This is a genomic window from Microbispora sp. NBRC 16548 (assembly GCF_030268985.1).
Taxonomy (GTDB): domain Bacteria; phylum Actinomycetota; class Actinomycetes; order Streptosporangiales; family Streptosporangiaceae; genus Microbispora; species Microbispora catharanthi.
Genome location: NZ_BSSF01000004.1, coordinates 453,778 through 468,508 on the forward strand (window position 1 = coordinate 453,778; position 14,731 = coordinate 468,508).

Consider the following 14,731-nt stretch of genomic DNA (forward strand, 5'->3'; position numbering starts at 1 on the left):
GGACTTATATGGTTCGCTGTAGACATGTATCTGCGGTTCACGCAGCGGACCAACAAGGACGGCACCGCCACCCGGTACGTCGCCCTGGCCCACAACCACCGGGTCGACGGCAAGATCAAGCCCGACGTGCTGCTGAACCTCGGCCGCGTCGACCGCCTCGACATCGACGGCCTGCTCCGCCTGGCCGCCTCGATCCGCAAGCACTTCGGCGAGGGCGACGGCGGAGAGCTCAGCGACAGCACTGAGGCCGCCCTGGCCGCTGGTGCGGCCCCGATGGAGGTCATCGATGCCCGCCCGATCGGCGCCGCCTGGCTGCTGGACGGCCTGTGGGCCAAACTGCAGGTCGGCGCGTCGATCAAGAAGATCGCCGACGGGCAGAGGTTCACCACCGCGGTCGAGCGGGTGCTGTTCGCGCTGGTGGCCAACCGGGCGATCGAGCCGATGAGCAAGCTGTCGGCCGCTGAGTGGGTCCGTGAAGACGTGATCATCCCTGGCCTGCCCAGCATGGATGACGATCAGGCGTACCGGGCGATGGACTTGCTGGTCGGGGCCGACACCACCGGCCAGGTGCAAGAAGCGGTGTTCTTCGCCGTCGCGCACCTGCTCAATCTGGAAGTCGACCTGCTGTTCTTCGATACCACTTCCACCTACTTCGAGACCGACGACGAGGACGGCGGGGACGGCGGGGACGGCAGCACAGGGTTCCGGGTGCGGGGCAAGTCCAAGGACCACCGTGATGACCTGCCGCAGATCGTGATCGGGCTGGCCGTCACGCGTGAGGGCATCCCAGTGCGGGTGTGGTGCTGGCCCGGCAACACCAGCGACCAGACCGTGCTGGCCGAAGTCAAAGACGACCTGCGGGACTGGAAGCTCGGCCGGGTGATCACCGTGGTCGACCGCGGCTTCTCCTCCGCCGGCAACCTGGCCTACCTGCGCCGCGCGGGCGGTCACTACATCGCCGGGATGCGGATGCGGGACGGCAACCCGCTGGTCGAGCAGGCGTTGTCACGGCAGGGCCGCTACCAGACCGTGCGTGACAACCTGCGGGTCAAGGAGGTCCGCCTGGACGGCGCCGGCGATCAGCGGTTCATCATCTGCCACAACCCCGGCCAGGCCGAACGCGACCGGCTCGCCCGTGAGCAGGCCATCACGCGGATCGAGGCCGAGTTGCAGCGGATCAAGGTTCAGCGCGAGCGGGACCGCACGCGCGAGTTGAGCCGGCGGGCGCGTGAGAAGGCCGGGCAGGCGCACGTGCGGGCCGAGTGCGCGCTGCGCGATCACCCCACGCTGGGCCGGTGGCTGCGCCAGCAGGCGGGCGGGCGGCTGGTCATCGACCGGGCCAAGGTCAAGGCCGAGGCCAACCTCGACGGCAAGTACCTGCTGGCCACCTCCGACCCTCATATCAGCACCGAAGACGCCGCCCTGGGCTACAAGAACCTGCTGGAAGCCGAGCGCGGGTTCCGCGACATGAAGTCCGAACTGCTGCTGCGCCCGGTCTTCCACCGGCTCGAACACCGCATCCGCGCACACGTGCTGATCTGCTGGCTGGCGCTGTTGCTGACCCGCGTCGCCGAACGCTCGACGGGACAAAGCTGGCGGCAGATCAACCGTGAAACTAGCCGTCTCAAGCAGGTGACCCTGGCCGGCGAGGCCGGCACGATCATTCAGACCACCCCGCTGCGACCTGCCCAGAAGGCCATCTACCAGGCGCTTTCCATCACCCCACCACCGAGGGTCTCCGCGTTCGACCCCGCCTGATCACCAGGCGATCAGGGCCAGGAGGGCGTAGGCACACGCCACCTTCCGGCCCTACACGCGTTTCCCCAGCTCAACACGCGAATTTCGCCGCGCGTATGCCTACCAACTGCGGAACCCGGGTCGCACGGCTGGCTCCGCTCATGCAACTGTCCGCCTGCCTGCTGGTTGCGAACCAGCGCACTGCTTAGGTTGTGAGAAATGGTCATACTTCTTAAAACTCACGTAACGCGGGTCTGACGGCTCCGATGAACTCTCGCTCCCGGCTCGGTACGCCTGCCCAGGTGTCGATGCGTACCATGCTCCCGGTGAACGGGGCGTGGACCATGCGAGTGGCATCGATCGCGATGCCGACATGGTGGATCGTCGCTGGACTGGCCGGGTTGGAGGCGAAGAAGATCAGATCTCCTGGTCTGATTTGACTTCTGGGTACGTGAATCCCCGCACGCCACTGCGCGGAGGTGTCGCCGCCGATCCGGGCCCCGGCTCTGGACCAGGCGTATTCGGCCAGGCCGGAGCAGTCGAACCCTCGCGTTCCGGCACCGCGACCAATGCCGAAGCTCGGTCCGGCCGGCCCGCCGCCTCCCCACGAGTACGGGGTGCCGCGCATGCGCAACGCCGCCTGAACGGCGATTATCCCGCGCTCCGCTCCAGCCAGCGCCTCTACCGGGATCTCTCCTGGCGGTAGTTCCCCGCACAGTCTGGCGGCGGCCGTGGGCGGTGTTTTCCGGGGCTGCGTCGCTCCCCGCTCGGACACCGAGGGGCTGGGGTAATCACAGACCGCACTGGCCGAGATGGCCGCGTACCGCGCGCCTCCTGCCAGTCCTATGAGGAGGACAACTCCTGCCACGAGGCCGGCGCCTGCGGCGAGGATCTTCGCCAGCGCGGTTTCTATGATCAATGGCACTCCGCGGCGGGCTGAGGCCAGTGTTCGGCGAGTTCGGCCAGGCGCAGGCGTGCTTCTCGGCGGTCATGGGGCAGCCAGATTGGGCCCTGCGGGTCAGGCCCCGCCACGGCTGTCGCGCACGGCACCCCGGTTTGAGCCGCACGGAGCTGGAGTCGGCCGTGAAGGCTGGTCTCCCTTCGCCTGGAGGCGGTCAGGAACAGGACGGGGGTGGTGATTCCGGTGGCCGCCGTCAATGCGGCGTAGCCGTGCAGCTTTGCCAGCACCCGGTCGAGGGGCTCGGTGCCGGTGTCGTACTCGAGGAAGAAATCGACTGTGTGGCCGTTCTCGGTCCACCTGCCGTAGGCGTCGGGGCGGACGTGCTTGCCCCACTGGGCGGCACAGCGCGCCTCTGGCCACCAAATCTCCAGGCGGCACCCGTTCGCCTGACGGGCGGTGCCATACAAGCGGGCGAAGACGTCGTTGACGCCGACAGTGTGGGCGAGGCGCTGGCTGTAGGCCACGGTAAGGGCGCGGTCGCGGCGGTAGCCGAACTCGCTCAGGTCGACGCCGTCCTCAGTGGCCAGTACGGCGGCGCCGGGTTCGCCGAGCACGTAGTGCCAGGGCGCTGAACCGACGGGTGGCTTGGGCCGGAAGCGGTCCAGGACGCCGATGCGATGCAGCCTGACCAAGCGGTGCCGTGCGGTGATCGGGTTGTTGAAAGCGATGCGCGTGATCTGGTGGCCGGTCAGGACCTTGTGGGTCCAGACCAGGCGCAGCAGGTGGCGGTCGCGGCTGGTCAGCTGGGTGGCGAGCGAGGCCAGGACGCCGGGCGTGTAGTGCTCGTTCATGTGTTCTCTCCGATTCTGGGCTGCTGTCGTGGGTCGTCGTGCGGTAGGACTTCGGGCTGGGCGGGGGTCCGGCCGTGGGCTTTGGCGGCGGCGGCGCGGACGCGTCGCGCCAGGTCGGAGTCGGGGGCGGGCAGTGGCCGGGTGCGCAAGGTGAAAGGCGGGGTCTCGGCAGAGCGGACGACCAGCCGGGCGGCGGCCTGGAAGGCGCCGAGATTGGCGAGGTCATGCCGGGTCAGGTACGGGCTGAAGTGGTGCTCGACCTCGCGGGCGTCCTCTGGCGAGAGCGAGAAGTAAATCTTGTTGCGCGCGTCGGAACTGACCGCCTGGCACAGGTCGCGGGGAAGCTGCGCCAGGTGTTGGTGGGCGAGCACCATGGACAGCCGGTAGGCGCGAGCCTCGGCGAGCATGTCCGACAGGGCGTGCGGGAGGTTCAGGAAGTTCTGCGTCTCGTCCACGTACAGGGCTGAGGGCGCGCGGCTGCGGCCGAGCCGGGCGCGGTGGGAGGCGGCCTGCCAGACCTGGGCCAGCAGAAGCGAGCCGAGCAGGCGGGCGGTGTCGTCGCCGAGAACGCCTTTGGGCAGCCGGGCGAGCAGGATCTTGCCGTCCAGGACGTCGCCGACGTCGAAGGTGGACTGGGCCGAGCCGAGGATGTCCCGGACGAAAGGACGGAGCAGGAACGCCCGCAGCTTGTTCATGATGGGCGCGGTGACGTGCGCCTGGGCCTGCTCGGACAAGCGCTCGTACCAGTTCCAGAACCCCAACAGGAAGGGATCGTTGAGGCGGTCGGTGAGCTGCTTGCGGTAGTGGGGGTCGGTGAGCAGCGCGGGTATGTCAGCGAGAGTTCCGCCGTTGCGGGAGAGCGTGAGGGCGCAGCCACGCAGGATGTCGTCGCTGCGCGGGCCCCAGGAGTCGGCGTAGATCTTGTGGAAGATGCCGACGAGGTTGTCTACGAGGGTTTCCAGGTCCGGGCCGCTCAGCACGTTGAGTGCCGGCCGGGGTTGGCGGTCGTCCGGGTCGATCAGAGCGATGCGCTCGCCTGCTTCTTCGGGGATCAGACCGAGGAGGTCGGCGACGAGGTCTCCCTTTGCGTCGACGACGGCGACGCCACGCCCGGCCTGGATGTCGGAAAGGATCATCTGGGCCAACAGCGTGCTCTTGCCGGTGCCGTTCGGGCCGAGGACGTGCACGTGATGGCAGGAATCGATCACACGCAGCGCGACCGGCCGCACGTGCCCGGCGTCGGCCAGGCCGAGCACCTTCCCGTTCTGGGCGACCTGCGGCGAAGGCGCCACCGTGTTCGCTCCGGCTCGTTGCAGCCCAGGTACGGCGGGGTCCATCGGCAGATGCGCGAGTGCGGCCAACTCAGAGACCGACAGGAGGTAGCCGCGCCCGAATCGGCGGGAGGCGAGGTGGCGAGCGGGGAGCGGCAGGCGGCGCCGCTCCAGATGATTGTGCCCGGAGAACAGAGCGAATGCCGAAGCGATCGCATGCGCGCGACCTCGGATGATCTTCCGGCGTGCCTTGCGCGCTGCCCGGTCCTTGCCTTCGTCGCCTTGGACGGCGTAGCGGACGGCGACCTCGTATCGGGGTTGTAGGGCCTTGTCCCTCATGGCGCGGGCCTCGGCGTACTGCTCCAGACGGGCAGCGTGATCCTGCAACCCGTGGTTCGGCTGGTGGTGAGCGCGAGCCGGGCCCGGCGCGAAGAGGTCGAGTCCGGCTCGCAGTAGGAAGACGGGAATGCCGCCGGCACCGCCGGAAAGACGGCGACCGGTGGCGGGCCTGGCGAGGATCTGTACGGCGGCGTGCTGCCAGCCAGGCATGCCCACCGCGGCTCCGAGGAGGGCGCGAAGAGGGTCGTGGTCATGGTCGTGCCGGAGCGGCAGCCGCTCACTGCGTGCGATCACCAGGTGTCCGCCTGTGGCCTGCCCGCTGAGCGGCATCGGCGGAGCGGCCTCCACGACGGTGGTGCGGGCGGACGGCCAGGCGGCTTCGATCGCGTGATCCACCAGGTGCTGAGGGACTGTGCCGGGGACCCACATCCGGATCTGGACTCCGCCGGTGCCGAAGACGTACTCGAATGCCAGATGCGGCTGGCCGAACAGGATGCGCTTCCAGACCGGGCGCAGCAGTCCGAGTAGGTTGCCCCACAGTGCCTCGGCACCCGCCATGTCCGCCGTGGGCGGGGCGAAGATCTCCACGCATCGTGCGCCGTTCGTCGCGGCGCGGTGGCGGAGCCGTACGACCAGGACGTGGGACAGTTCGAGGGTGATCGCGGCGACCGAGAGCGCGAGAGCGAGCTGCCAGACGCGGCCGTTTACCCAGGCCAGCAGCCAGTCGATGAAGGCATCGGGATCGTACAGCGGACCCTGAATCATCGTCTTCACAGGTCGTCCTCCGCGTACTCGGCGAGTTCCTGAGGGGAGGAGGTGACCAGGCGGTGTTCCTGCTCGCTGGCCAGGACTTGGAAGGCCACCCGGGACGCACCGGAGTTCGCGGCCAGCAGGCCGAAGCCGCGCTCGGCGGAGAGCAGGAGGTGGCGTTCGCCGTCGGACAGGCCGAAGGCGTCGCTGACCGCGTCGATGGCCTGGGGAGCCTGCCGAAGCAGAATCTGGGTGGCGGAGTTGGCGATGATCGCCTGTCCGATGTCGGAGCCGAGCAGGTCGGCAGCGTCCTGGGTGACCACCGACAGCCCGGCCCAGTGTTTGCGGGCCGCCTTCGCCATCCGAAGCAGGAACTTGGCGCCCTCGGGGTCCTTCATGAGCAGCCATGCCTCGTCGACCACGACGAGGCGCGGGCGACGGTTGCGCGGGTCGGAGACCCTTCGCCAAACGGCGTCCAAGGTGAGCAGGGTGCCGACGGCCTTAAGTTCCTCGGGCAGGTCCCGGAGGGAGAAGACGACCAGGTGGGAGTCGGGCTGGGTGGTGGTGTGTCCGTCGAAGAGCTGGCGGTGGCTGCCGGTCACGTACGGCGCGAGGCCTGCCGCTATCCCGGCGGCCTTGGGGTCGTCGTCTCTGGTAAGCGCGTTTGCCAGATCGCTCATGAGGGGAGGGCGCTTCTTCCATGTGCGCTGGTCGAAGGTGATCCCGGCCTGCTTGTAGGTGGCGAGGATCGCCCGATCGAGTGCCGCCTTACCGGCGTGGTCCAGCGGCCCGCCGAGCATGACCGCGACCAGCGTGTGCAGGAAAAGCGACCGCCGGGTCAGCGGGTCCCCGTCCCGCCGCCCCTCAAGGGGCAGGTCGAAGGGGTTGAGCCGGACGTTCGGCGCGCCCAAGTGGAGGTAGGCACCACCGACGGCCGTACACAGGCGGGCGTATTCGTCTTCGGGGTCGATGACCGCGACCTCGACCCCGGCGTAGAGGGATCGCAGCGCTTCCAGCTTGGCCAGATAGGACTTCCCCGCTCCGCTGCTGGCGATGATGGCCGAGTTGTGGTTGGGCTGGGCGAATCGGTCCCAGGCAACCAGGGACGGGCTGGCGGCGTTGGCGCCGTACAGAACGGCGGTCGGTCCCAGTTCGGTCGTCAGATCCGGGCTGGTGAACGGAAACGCCGCTGCGAGCGCCGGGGTGTCGAACGTACGGCTGACGGTCAGGTTGTCGAAGGCCAGCGGCAGCGAGGACACCCAGCCCTGAAGCTGTCGGAAGGCGACCTGCCGGGCATCCAGCAACAGCGACGCGGCCAGCGCTCGTACCTGCGCGCACGCCTCGTCCAACTCATCCTGGGCGGCCGCGTGGACCGTGAGATAGGTCGAGACGCGGAACAACTTGGCCTGACCACGCGCGATGCGGGAGGCGAGATCCTGGGCGTCTTCTGCCGCGACCTCCACTCGGGGATCCAGAAGCCGGCCGTGCTGCTGGTCGCTGCGCAGCCCGGATTCGAGACGCGCGAGCTGCTTGCGCAGCCGATCGGCGGCGACCTGGGACGGGACCGGATCGACATGAAGCGACACGTCCAGGCGACCGGGATAGATCAGCAACGGCTCCAGCCACCCGGGTGTGACCTCGCGCGGGTATCCGCTGATGGCCAGGGTGGCGCACAGACCGCCGCTGACTCGAAGGTCCCGCGGCCGGACCTGGATCGCGTCCGGGCCGAACCCGGTGGCGAGGGCCGTGCGCTTGCGTGGGAAGAGCTTCACCGGTGTTCTCCTGTCGTGATGACCTCGTCCGGGGTCGCGAGTTGGTCGGTGGGTGGTGGCGGGCCGGCGGGGTCGAAGCAGGAGGCGAGCAGCGCCCGTGTGGCCGGGGCGTCCAGCGGGCGGACAGTGAGTCCGCAGCCCGCCAGCAATCGGGCGGCCTCCTCAAGGCGGCGCAGCGCCCGGGCCGATGCCGCGTCCCGGCCGCCCGCCTCGGTGCAGGGCTCCCTTACGATCAGCAGGACTTGGCGGCGCAGCAGGTCGTGCCTGGCCGAAAGGCCGGTGAGGAAGGCCGCGTGCTCGTGCGCGGTGGCCGTCAGCGCGGGGTGAGGGAGCGCACGAGCGTTGTTCACCAAGCTGTTGATCGTCTCGCTGAGGTCCATCGGCGCGGCACGGATGAGGATCTGAACCGGGCCGGACAGTGAGTTGAGCCAGCGGCCGAAACCTGAGACGAGGGCGTCCTGCTCGTCCGGTGTCCGAAGGGCGAAGCTGACCGTGGACACCTCCGCCAGGGCGGCGGCCCCGTCAGGCCCGAGATTGATGAGCCCGTCATCGGCCACTCCTCGCGCGGGAAGGCGCAGCGGCGCCGGCCGGGGAACGGACCTGGCGGCTATCCAAGCGGGAGCCGGAGGAATGCTCCCTGATTCGGAGACCAAAGCCTTCGCGGAACGCTGGTGGCGGAGCGCGGCCAGCACGTATCGGTCGAGACTCACACCGTCACGCCGTCCGATCGCCAGCAGGATGCCGACCAGCGCGATCGGCAGGGCTCCGACGGCGTACGCCACCAGCGGCACGTGCTCTCCGAGGAGCATGTAGGCGGCGTACAGCAGGCCCGCGGTGCCGCCGAGGATGGCCACCTGACGGACGGTGAAGCCGCCGACGATCCGGTCCTCCTGGTCCACATCGGCAGGGATGCGTACCGGCTGCACCCAGCTCATCGGTTGTCACCACTACCGGACGGGCGGCCATGCCGCTGCGGCCCACGACGGCCAGGGTTCTGAGGCCGGTCTATGCCGCCGGGAGCCGGCGCACCGGGTGCCTGGACTGGCCGTCCGGACGTCGCTGGAGTGGATTGGGCGCGGAGCCAGTACATCTGCACCAGCCCTGCCGGGCCGTTGGCGTAGTAGGTGTCGCGCGGGTAGCCGTACACCGGAGTGGTGGGGGGAATCGGCGCCGACGGCCGCAGCGGCGTCCGGTACTTGCCCTGAGCCGGCGGACCGGACGGGGCATGCTTGACCGGGCCGGGCTGCAAGTTGCCAGGATTGCCGGGACGGCGAGCTGCCCCGGGCGCGTGGTGGGCCTGGCCGGTGCCGCCCCTGGCCGCGGAGGCAGCGGTCGCTGTGGTGGCGGCAGCCGTACCGGCGGGACCTGCGGCGAGCGCGGGCAGTGCCCTGCTCGCCATGGCGAAGGTCGCGCCCCTGGCCCTGCCTGAACCCCTGCCGCCGCGTGCACCTCTGCCGAGGTGCAGAGCGTTCATGACCGGAGAGGTGAGCTTGTAGGCCAAGGCGTACTTGACGATCCGTGTGACCGTTGAGCCACGGCCGGCGGTCTGGGCGAACACGCGCCGGGAAAGCCAGCCCGGGATGCGCACCAAGATGATCAACAGGCACAGGACGAGGACCAGATTCACGAGCTGCCCGGTCGGCATGAGCCCGAGCAGGAGACGGCCGTCCTGATTGAAGAAGATCCGCACCGCCATCACCAGCGTGAGCGACTGAGCGACCTGCACGATCAACAGCCCGGTGAAGGCTCGCCACCAGAACCGGGCCAGCCCGTCGGTGTACGGCAGCGCCAGGCAGGCTAGGGCGAGCGGCGCGGCGACCACCAGCAGCACTATCAGCGCGGCCCGCATGACGAACGCGATCAGCAACAGGATCAGCAAGATGACCGCGACCAGCGCCAGCAGGATGTAGAAGATCTCCTGTTGGCCGGGGACGACAACCAGGAGGCGCAGGGTCGCCGCCGCGCGCCTCTCATCGAAGTCCTGGCCGAGCAGCGCGTGTGACAGGGCGTTGGCGAGTTCGATGGCCTTGCCGCAGATGCCGAAGCTGACGTTGACGGCCAGGACCGCGACGAACAGGCGCGGCAGGACCTCTTTGACCGCGTATCGGGTCTGGACCGTCTCATGTCCCATCGCGGTGATCGCACCGATCGTGGCCAGCAGGACGAATCCGGTGTTCGCGATGGCCGCCGTTGCCTTCCATAGGTCGAAGACCCTGCCGTTGCCGGACACGTCCGGGGTCGCCAGCAGGGTCGCGGCCAGCACGTCCAGCAGCGGTTTGATCGCGAGCGCGACCAGATTGGCGAACCAGGAATTGATCTGGCCGTTGATCCAGTCGCCGATACCGAATCCGAACCCGGGACTGTCGACCGGGATGTCGACTGGTCCGGGCATCGACGGTGAGGGCGAAGGAGACGGCACTGGCATGGCGCTCGCGGTTGCCGTCATGGCGGCAATCGACACCGTGACGACGGCCGCCGTGATGATCAGTAGCACGGTCGTACGTAGAAATATGCGGCGAACGACTGCCGCCGCGGCAGTGGGCCGGGGAATCGCGGCAGCGCGGAACGAGGCGTCGGGCCGACTGACGTTGGCTGAGCCGGTGACCCTGGGTCGGGACGAGGAAGCCATCGCTCTCACCCCACGACGCGCTTGAGGATGCTCACGAAGAGCGGAGCCAGCACGGCCAGCGCGTAGCCGAAGGCTGCCGCCTTCAACGCCGCTTTGGCCTTCTGGACCTCGCCGGGATCACCGCCGGCGACGAGGTAGCGAAGCCCGCCGATGGTCAGCATCAGCGTGGCCAGCGTCGCCAGCAGGCCGATCAGCCAGTTGCGTAGGTTCGTGAAGACCGCATTGAGATCCGACGGAGCGGCGGCCACCGGGGAAGCCGCGAAGGCGGCGGTTGCCACTGCGGCAATAACGAGGATGGCGATTGCCGCAGTGGCCAGGCCCCAGGCGGCGATCCCCCGCGAGGATGGTCTCCTGCGGCAGGGACGGCTGCCGCTGGTGTGCCATACCGGGTGCCGCTGCCGGGCGGCCCGGTGACAGCGGGCCACGACTGAGGGGTGGTTGGGAGACCACCGCGCGGAGCCAGGGGTTGTGTCCCTGCCTCCCTTCGGGTCGGTTGCTGTTTGCGCATCCGGAGTTCCCTGGCTCCGCGCGGAAGCCGAGTGCGCTTCTCCCGGGATCGGAGAAGCGGTCAGGGGAAAGGTGGCGGGTTCGGATTCCTCCCGCCGCAGGACGTTGATCAGTGGCAGCTCCCGGCGGTTCTGCTGCCCGCTGACCGGGCCACGGTCCCGCAGCGGCACGTCCTCAAGCCGCGTCAGGCTGATCAACTCGGCGTCGAGCCCGCTGAGTACGCCTTGGGCCACCGCGTCGATCAGCACCAGATCGGGGTGGTACCAGGGACGCGGGGGAGGCATCGGCTCGCTGGCCGCACAACGGCGCTCGGCCGTGGCCTCGATGTGACGGCGGGTGCGCTCACCCGCGAAGCGGGCTGCCTCGCACAGCCGAGCGCGGATGTGGGGCAGGGCGGTGTCCACACGATGCAGGGCTCGCAGGAAGCCCGCCATGATCGCGATATCGACGTCCACGGGGTCTCCGCGGACCAGGTCGCGGGTCAGCGCTATCGCGATCGTGCGCAGGGCCGGCATGGCCATGCCGATGGCCGCGACCGTCCAGGTCGAGCTGGCCTGTTGGGCGCGTGCGACCAGCTTCCGCCAGACGGCGTCCCGCGCCTCGTCGGTGACGGTCCGGCTGGTGAGCAGCACGCGCAACTCCCGAAGGCAGACCGCTCCCCGGGGCAGGCCGGGGGCGAGTGCCGTGCAGTCCAGGGACAGGGCCCCGGGACCGGTCGTCAGCAACCGGAATGACGTCTCCGCGGTGTCCAGGGGTGATTCGGTGAGGCGATGCGCGCTCATGTCGTGCTCCGGGTCGAGAAGGAGTTCGTGGTCTCGAAACCGGTGTACGCACCGCCTCAGAAACGGCTCAGAGAAAAGCTGGGTAGTCGCTCAGGAATTTCTCAGAGCCTCGGCATTCTGAGTAGCTCGGCGGCTTCTGAGTGCGACCTTCTGAGCTCAGCCGCCCGGCCTCTGAGTGGACTCTGAGGACGCTGCTTGCCTGGTTGCATGCCACTGGAGCCGTGTTCACGGCCTCGGCGGCCCGCATCCGGAAAACGTGTCCCGACAAATCAATGGAGAAAAGGAATGACATCCAGAAGAACGCCGGCAGCGGCGGCCTAGCCACAACGGAAAAGCCACGTCTGGTGATTTCGCCGGTCGCGGTACAAACCGCGAGGGCGTTCACCGCCTGGACGCACCGCTACCTCGCCCCACCGGCCGCGGCGGAGTTCGTCATCGGTGTCCGGACCAGCGACACAACCCTGGTCGGCGTCGTCTTCGTCGGCAGGCCCGCCTTCTGGGCCTTCGACGACGGCAGCACGGCCGAGGTCGTCTGCCTGTCCACCGACGGCACGCCCAATGCCTGCTCGGCCCTGCTCGGCGCCGCCTGGCGGGCCGCGCGGGCTGAGGGCTACCGGCGCCTGCTCGCCTACACCCGTGTCGACGAGCCCGGCACCAGCCTGTGCGCGGCCGGCTTCCGGCTGGTCCCCAGCACACTCGGATGGGACACCAGCCGTACCGGCGAGGTCGCCCGCGTTCTTTGGGAGATCCGGGTCGCCGGAGGTCGCGCATGAGGAAACTGCGCGCGCCGTACTGGCGCGACGAGCACGCGGCGATCTACCACGGGGACGCGCGCGAGGTGCTGACCGAGATGGACGAGGGCTCGGTGGACTGCATCGTCACCAGTCCGCCGTACTGGGGGCTTCGGAACTACTGCGAGGGCCAGTACGGGCAGGAGGCCACGCCGGAGGCGTACGTGGAGAACCTTCGGGTCACCTTCGCTGAGGCCCGAAGGGTGCTCGCCGACGACGGCACCTGCTGGCTGAACCTCGGGGACTGCTACGCGGCCAACTCGGACGGCTGGGCCCGCGGCAAGCACTACAACGCGCGCCAGCCTGAGGTGCGGCCCAAGGCGCGGCTGGCCGTGCCGCCGAAGAACCTGCTCGGCATGCCGTGGCGGGTCGCCTTCGCCCTCCAAGAGGACGGCTGGATCCTCCGCAATGCCATCGTGTGGAGCAAGCCGAACGCGATGCCGCAGTCGGTCCGGGACCGGATGTCCAACCGGTACGAGCTGATCTTCCTGTTCGTCAAACAGCAGCGGTACTGGTTCGATCTCGACCCGGTCCGCCAGCCCTACACCGGCGACCGCCCGATTTCCAGGCGGGCACGAGCCGGGGGCAACAAGCCGAACAGCATCACGACGGCCTGGCCTCCGAGCGGCAAGTACGGGGAGGACTCGCTCGGCCCACGGCACGGCGCGGCGATGCGGCCCACGGGTGCGCGGCATGCCGCCGCGCACCCCAACGGCAGGAACCCCGGGGACGTCTGGTCGATCCCCACACGGCCGCTGCGGGCGGCGCACTTCGCGGCGTTCCCGATCGACATCCCGCTCAGGGCCATTGCTGCCGGCTGCCGCCCCGGCGGCACCGTCCTGGACCCGTTCACCGGCAGCGGCACCACAGGCATTGCCGCGCGGCAACTCGGCCGGAAGTTCGCCGGCATCGAGCTCAACGCCGGCTACTGCGAACTCGCCCGAACCCGGCTTCTATCGAGGGAACCGCGCTCGGAGAGATCGCCAGGGTCGGTGGATCGCGGCCCGACGAGTGGTCAATTGGATGGGTGCCCGATTCTCGACAGCGGAGATCAGGGAGACACCCCATGAAACCGCTGACTCTTGCGGAGGTGCAGGCCCTGCCTGCGGTGGTGCCGCTTCTTCTAGCGGCCCGAGCTCTGGGCCTGAGTAGGAACACCGCCTACCGCCTGGTTCAACGGGGCCAGTTCCCCTGTCGTGTCATCAGGGCGGGCGACACCTACCGCGTGCCGACGATCGAGTTGCTTGTCTTGATCGGAGCCGACAAAGAGAACGTACGGGGCGCCTTCGGCTCGAGCGCTTGAAGTGGAGACCATGGAGAGCCCTTTCGCTCCGAATCGGAGGGGGGCTCTCCATGGTCGAGGTAGATCTCGATGTCGGACTCGGCAGGGCCAGTGGCGTTGGCGCGGTGAGACCAGTGCCGCTAACCCCCGTAAATCGGGTGCCAAGCGCGCAGCGGCCCCCGTACTCTGCGGCCGGTGACCTACGAGTTCGGTAACAACGCGGGGACCCGTAAGCGGGCACTCCCCATCGCGAAGAAGCTCATAGCGGAGGCTGAGGCCCTGGTGACTCGAGGCCTGGACGTGCCCGTCGAAGACGTCGCGCTGGTCCGCGTCTTGGGCGGGTGGTGGGTGCATGTCAATGGCTTGGCGGCCGACTTCGTGAACCGTATCGAGGCCGGCAGCACGATCCAGACCACGCCCAGTTACCGGTCGATCGTCGAACATGTCTACAAGATGATCTGGCTCGCGCAGACCGGGGACGACGGCTTGACCGTCATCGACTTCGTCACTTGGAACGGACGCCGCAAAATGATTGAGGAGATGGTGAAGCAGGGGCACTGGCCGATTCCCGACGGCGTCGAGGTCGGGCCTGTACCTGACGTCGACATCCGCACGCTCAAGCCTGTCAAGGACGATCCGATCCAGGGCCACCTGTACCGTCTGTGGCTCGAGTTCGAGAATTTCAACAAGATCACTGCTCGGTTCGGCGAACCCAGCATGTACACCGTCTACCGGCACCTGTGTGACTACACCCACCCCACGGCCTGGACGGCCGACTCCTACACGGAGGATAACGGGGATGGCACCTTCAGCATCCGGCTGAACCCCAAGCCCCGCGGCGGCGGGAAGCCCGATGTCCTGTGGCTTCCGATCCTGCTGATGCAGGCCGGCTCGGTCGTCTCCTCCAAGCTGAAGGGCGACCCGTTCCGCCCCGTCGTCACCAGGGCCGCCCGCGACTACGGGGTGCCAACCAGTGGCCTCATCCCCCCGAGCTCGTGACTTCGGGTGCCGGCTGACTTCCGTCGATTCCTGCCGTCCTGCCTATCGGTGAAGACGCTCCCATCAGTCCCCTTGTTGATGAGCAGGTAGAGCGCGAGCGTGCTCGCTGTGGGCAGAGAG

Annotated in this window: 12 protein-coding genes; 5 read left to right on the plus strand and 7 right to left on the minus strand. The window is 68.7% G+C overall.

Annotation, left to right across the window (positions count from 1 at the left end):
- The first annotated feature begins 24 nt into the window (after nt 1–24).
- Complete coding sequence (locus QSK36_RS13200) at nt 25–1,758, plus strand: IS1634 family transposase (RefSeq protein ID WP_285782600.1); 1,734 nt, start codon at nt 25–27, stop codon at nt 1,756–1,758.
- A gap of 211 nt (nt 1,759–1,969) precedes the next feature.
- Here the strand turns inward: QSK36_RS13200 and QSK36_RS13205 are convergent, their stop codons facing one another.
- From QSK36_RS13205 to QSK36_RS13235, 7 genes are all read right to left on the minus strand, one after another.
- Complete coding sequence (locus QSK36_RS13205) at nt 1,970–2,365, minus strand: C40 family peptidase (protein WP_285782729.1); 396 nt, start codon at nt 2,363–2,365, stop codon at nt 1,970–1,972.
- A gap of 287 nt (nt 2,366–2,652) precedes the next feature.
- Nucleotides 2,653–3,489, minus strand: a complete 837-nt coding sequence (locus QSK36_RS13210) for a replication-relaxation family protein (RefSeq protein WP_285782601.1) — start codon at nt 3,487–3,489, stop codon at nt 2,653–2,655.
- Nucleotides 3,486–5,864, minus strand: coding sequence for a type IV secretory system conjugative DNA transfer family protein (locus QSK36_RS13215; protein WP_285782730.1), 2,379 nt, complete (start codon nt 5,862–5,864; stop codon nt 3,486–3,488). The genes QSK36_RS13210 and QSK36_RS13215 overlap by 4 nt, the downstream gene beginning before the upstream one ends.
- Before the next feature lie 5 nt (nt 5,865–5,869).
- Nucleotides 5,870–7,621 (minus strand): VirB4 family type IV secretion system protein, encoded by a 1,752-nt coding sequence (locus tag QSK36_RS13220; RefSeq protein WP_285782602.1) that lies wholly within the window; start codon nt 7,619–7,621, stop codon nt 5,870–5,872.
- Nucleotides 7,618–8,556, minus strand: a complete 939-nt coding sequence (locus QSK36_RS13225; protein ID WP_285782603.1) for a PrgI family protein — start codon at nt 8,554–8,556, stop codon at nt 7,618–7,620. Before QSK36_RS13225 ends, QSK36_RS13220 begins: the two co-directional genes overlap by 4 nt.
- Entirely contained in the window at nt 8,553–10,013 is a 1,461-nt protein-coding gene (locus QSK36_RS13230) for a conjugal transfer protein TrbL family protein (RefSeq protein ID WP_285782604.1), read from the minus strand. Before QSK36_RS13230 ends, QSK36_RS13225 begins: the two co-directional genes overlap by 4 nt.
- Before the next feature lie 242 nt (nt 10,014–10,255).
- Nucleotides 10,256–11,539, minus strand: coding sequence for a hypothetical protein (locus QSK36_RS13235; RefSeq protein ID WP_285782605.1), 1,284 nt, complete (start codon nt 11,537–11,539; stop codon nt 10,256–10,258).
- A 344-nt stretch (nt 11,540–11,883) separates the two neighbouring features.
- Between QSK36_RS13235 and QSK36_RS13240 the strand changes: the two genes are divergently transcribed.
- The 4 genes from QSK36_RS13240 to QSK36_RS13255 all read left to right on the plus strand — a co-directional run bounded on the left by QSK36_RS13240 (nt 11,884) and on the right by QSK36_RS13255 (nt 14,611).
- Nucleotides 11,884–12,312 carry an XF1762 family protein gene (locus tag QSK36_RS13240; RefSeq protein ID WP_285782606.1) on the plus strand — a complete coding sequence of 143 codons (429 nt, stop codon included), beginning with the start codon at nt 11,884–11,886 and terminating at the stop codon, nt 12,310–12,312.
- Nucleotides 12,309–13,400 carry a DNA-methyltransferase gene (locus tag QSK36_RS13245; RefSeq protein ID WP_285782607.1) on the plus strand — a complete coding sequence of 364 codons (1,092 nt, stop codon included), beginning with the start codon at nt 12,309–12,311 and terminating at the stop codon, nt 13,398–13,400. Before QSK36_RS13240 ends, QSK36_RS13245 begins: the two co-directional genes overlap by 4 nt.
- Entirely contained in the window at nt 13,397–13,633 is a 237-nt protein-coding gene (locus QSK36_RS13250; protein ID WP_285782608.1) for a helix-turn-helix domain-containing protein, read from the plus strand. The genes QSK36_RS13245 and QSK36_RS13250 overlap by 4 nt, the downstream gene beginning before the upstream one ends.
- Before the next feature lie 174 nt (nt 13,634–13,807).
- Entirely contained in the window at nt 13,808–14,611 is an 804-nt protein-coding gene (locus QSK36_RS13255) for a DUF5677 domain-containing protein (RefSeq protein ID WP_285782609.1), read from the plus strand.
- Nucleotides 14,612–14,731 lie beyond the last annotated feature (120 nt).

Bases quoted from the DNA above. Each gene is read 5' to 3' on its own strand.
- QSK36_RS13200 (WP_285782600.1), top strand. From the start codon at position 25: ATGTATCTGCGGTTCACGCAGCGGACCAACAAGGACGGCACCGCCACC.
- QSK36_RS13245 (WP_285782607.1), top strand. From the start codon at position 12,309: ATGAGGAAACTGCGCGCGCCGTACTGGCGCGACGAGCACGCGGCGATC.
- QSK36_RS13225 (WP_285782603.1), bottom strand. From the start codon at position 8,556: ATGAGCTGGGTGCAGCCGGTACGCATCCCTGCCGATGTGGACCAGGAG.
- QSK36_RS13250 (WP_285782608.1), top strand. From the start codon at position 13,397: ATGAAACCGCTGACTCTTGCGGAGGTGCAGGCCCTGCCTGCGGTGGTG.
- QSK36_RS13230 (WP_285782604.1), bottom strand. From the start codon at position 10,013: ATGCCCGGACCAGTCGACATCCCGGTCGACAGTCCCGGGTTCGGATTC.
- QSK36_RS13215 (WP_285782730.1), bottom strand. From the start codon at position 5,864: ATGATTCAGGGTCCGCTGTACGATCCCGATGCCTTCATCGACTGGCTG.
- QSK36_RS13235 (WP_285782605.1), bottom strand. From the start codon at position 11,539: ATGAGCGCGCATCGCCTCACCGAATCACCCCTGGACACCGCGGAGACG.
- QSK36_RS13210 (WP_285782601.1), bottom strand. From the start codon at position 3,489: ATGAACGAGCACTACACGCCCGGCGTCCTGGCCTCGCTCGCCACCCAG.
- QSK36_RS13205 (WP_285782729.1), bottom strand. From the start codon at position 2,365: ATGCGCGGCACCCCGTACTCGTGGGGAGGCGGCGGGCCGGCCGGACCG.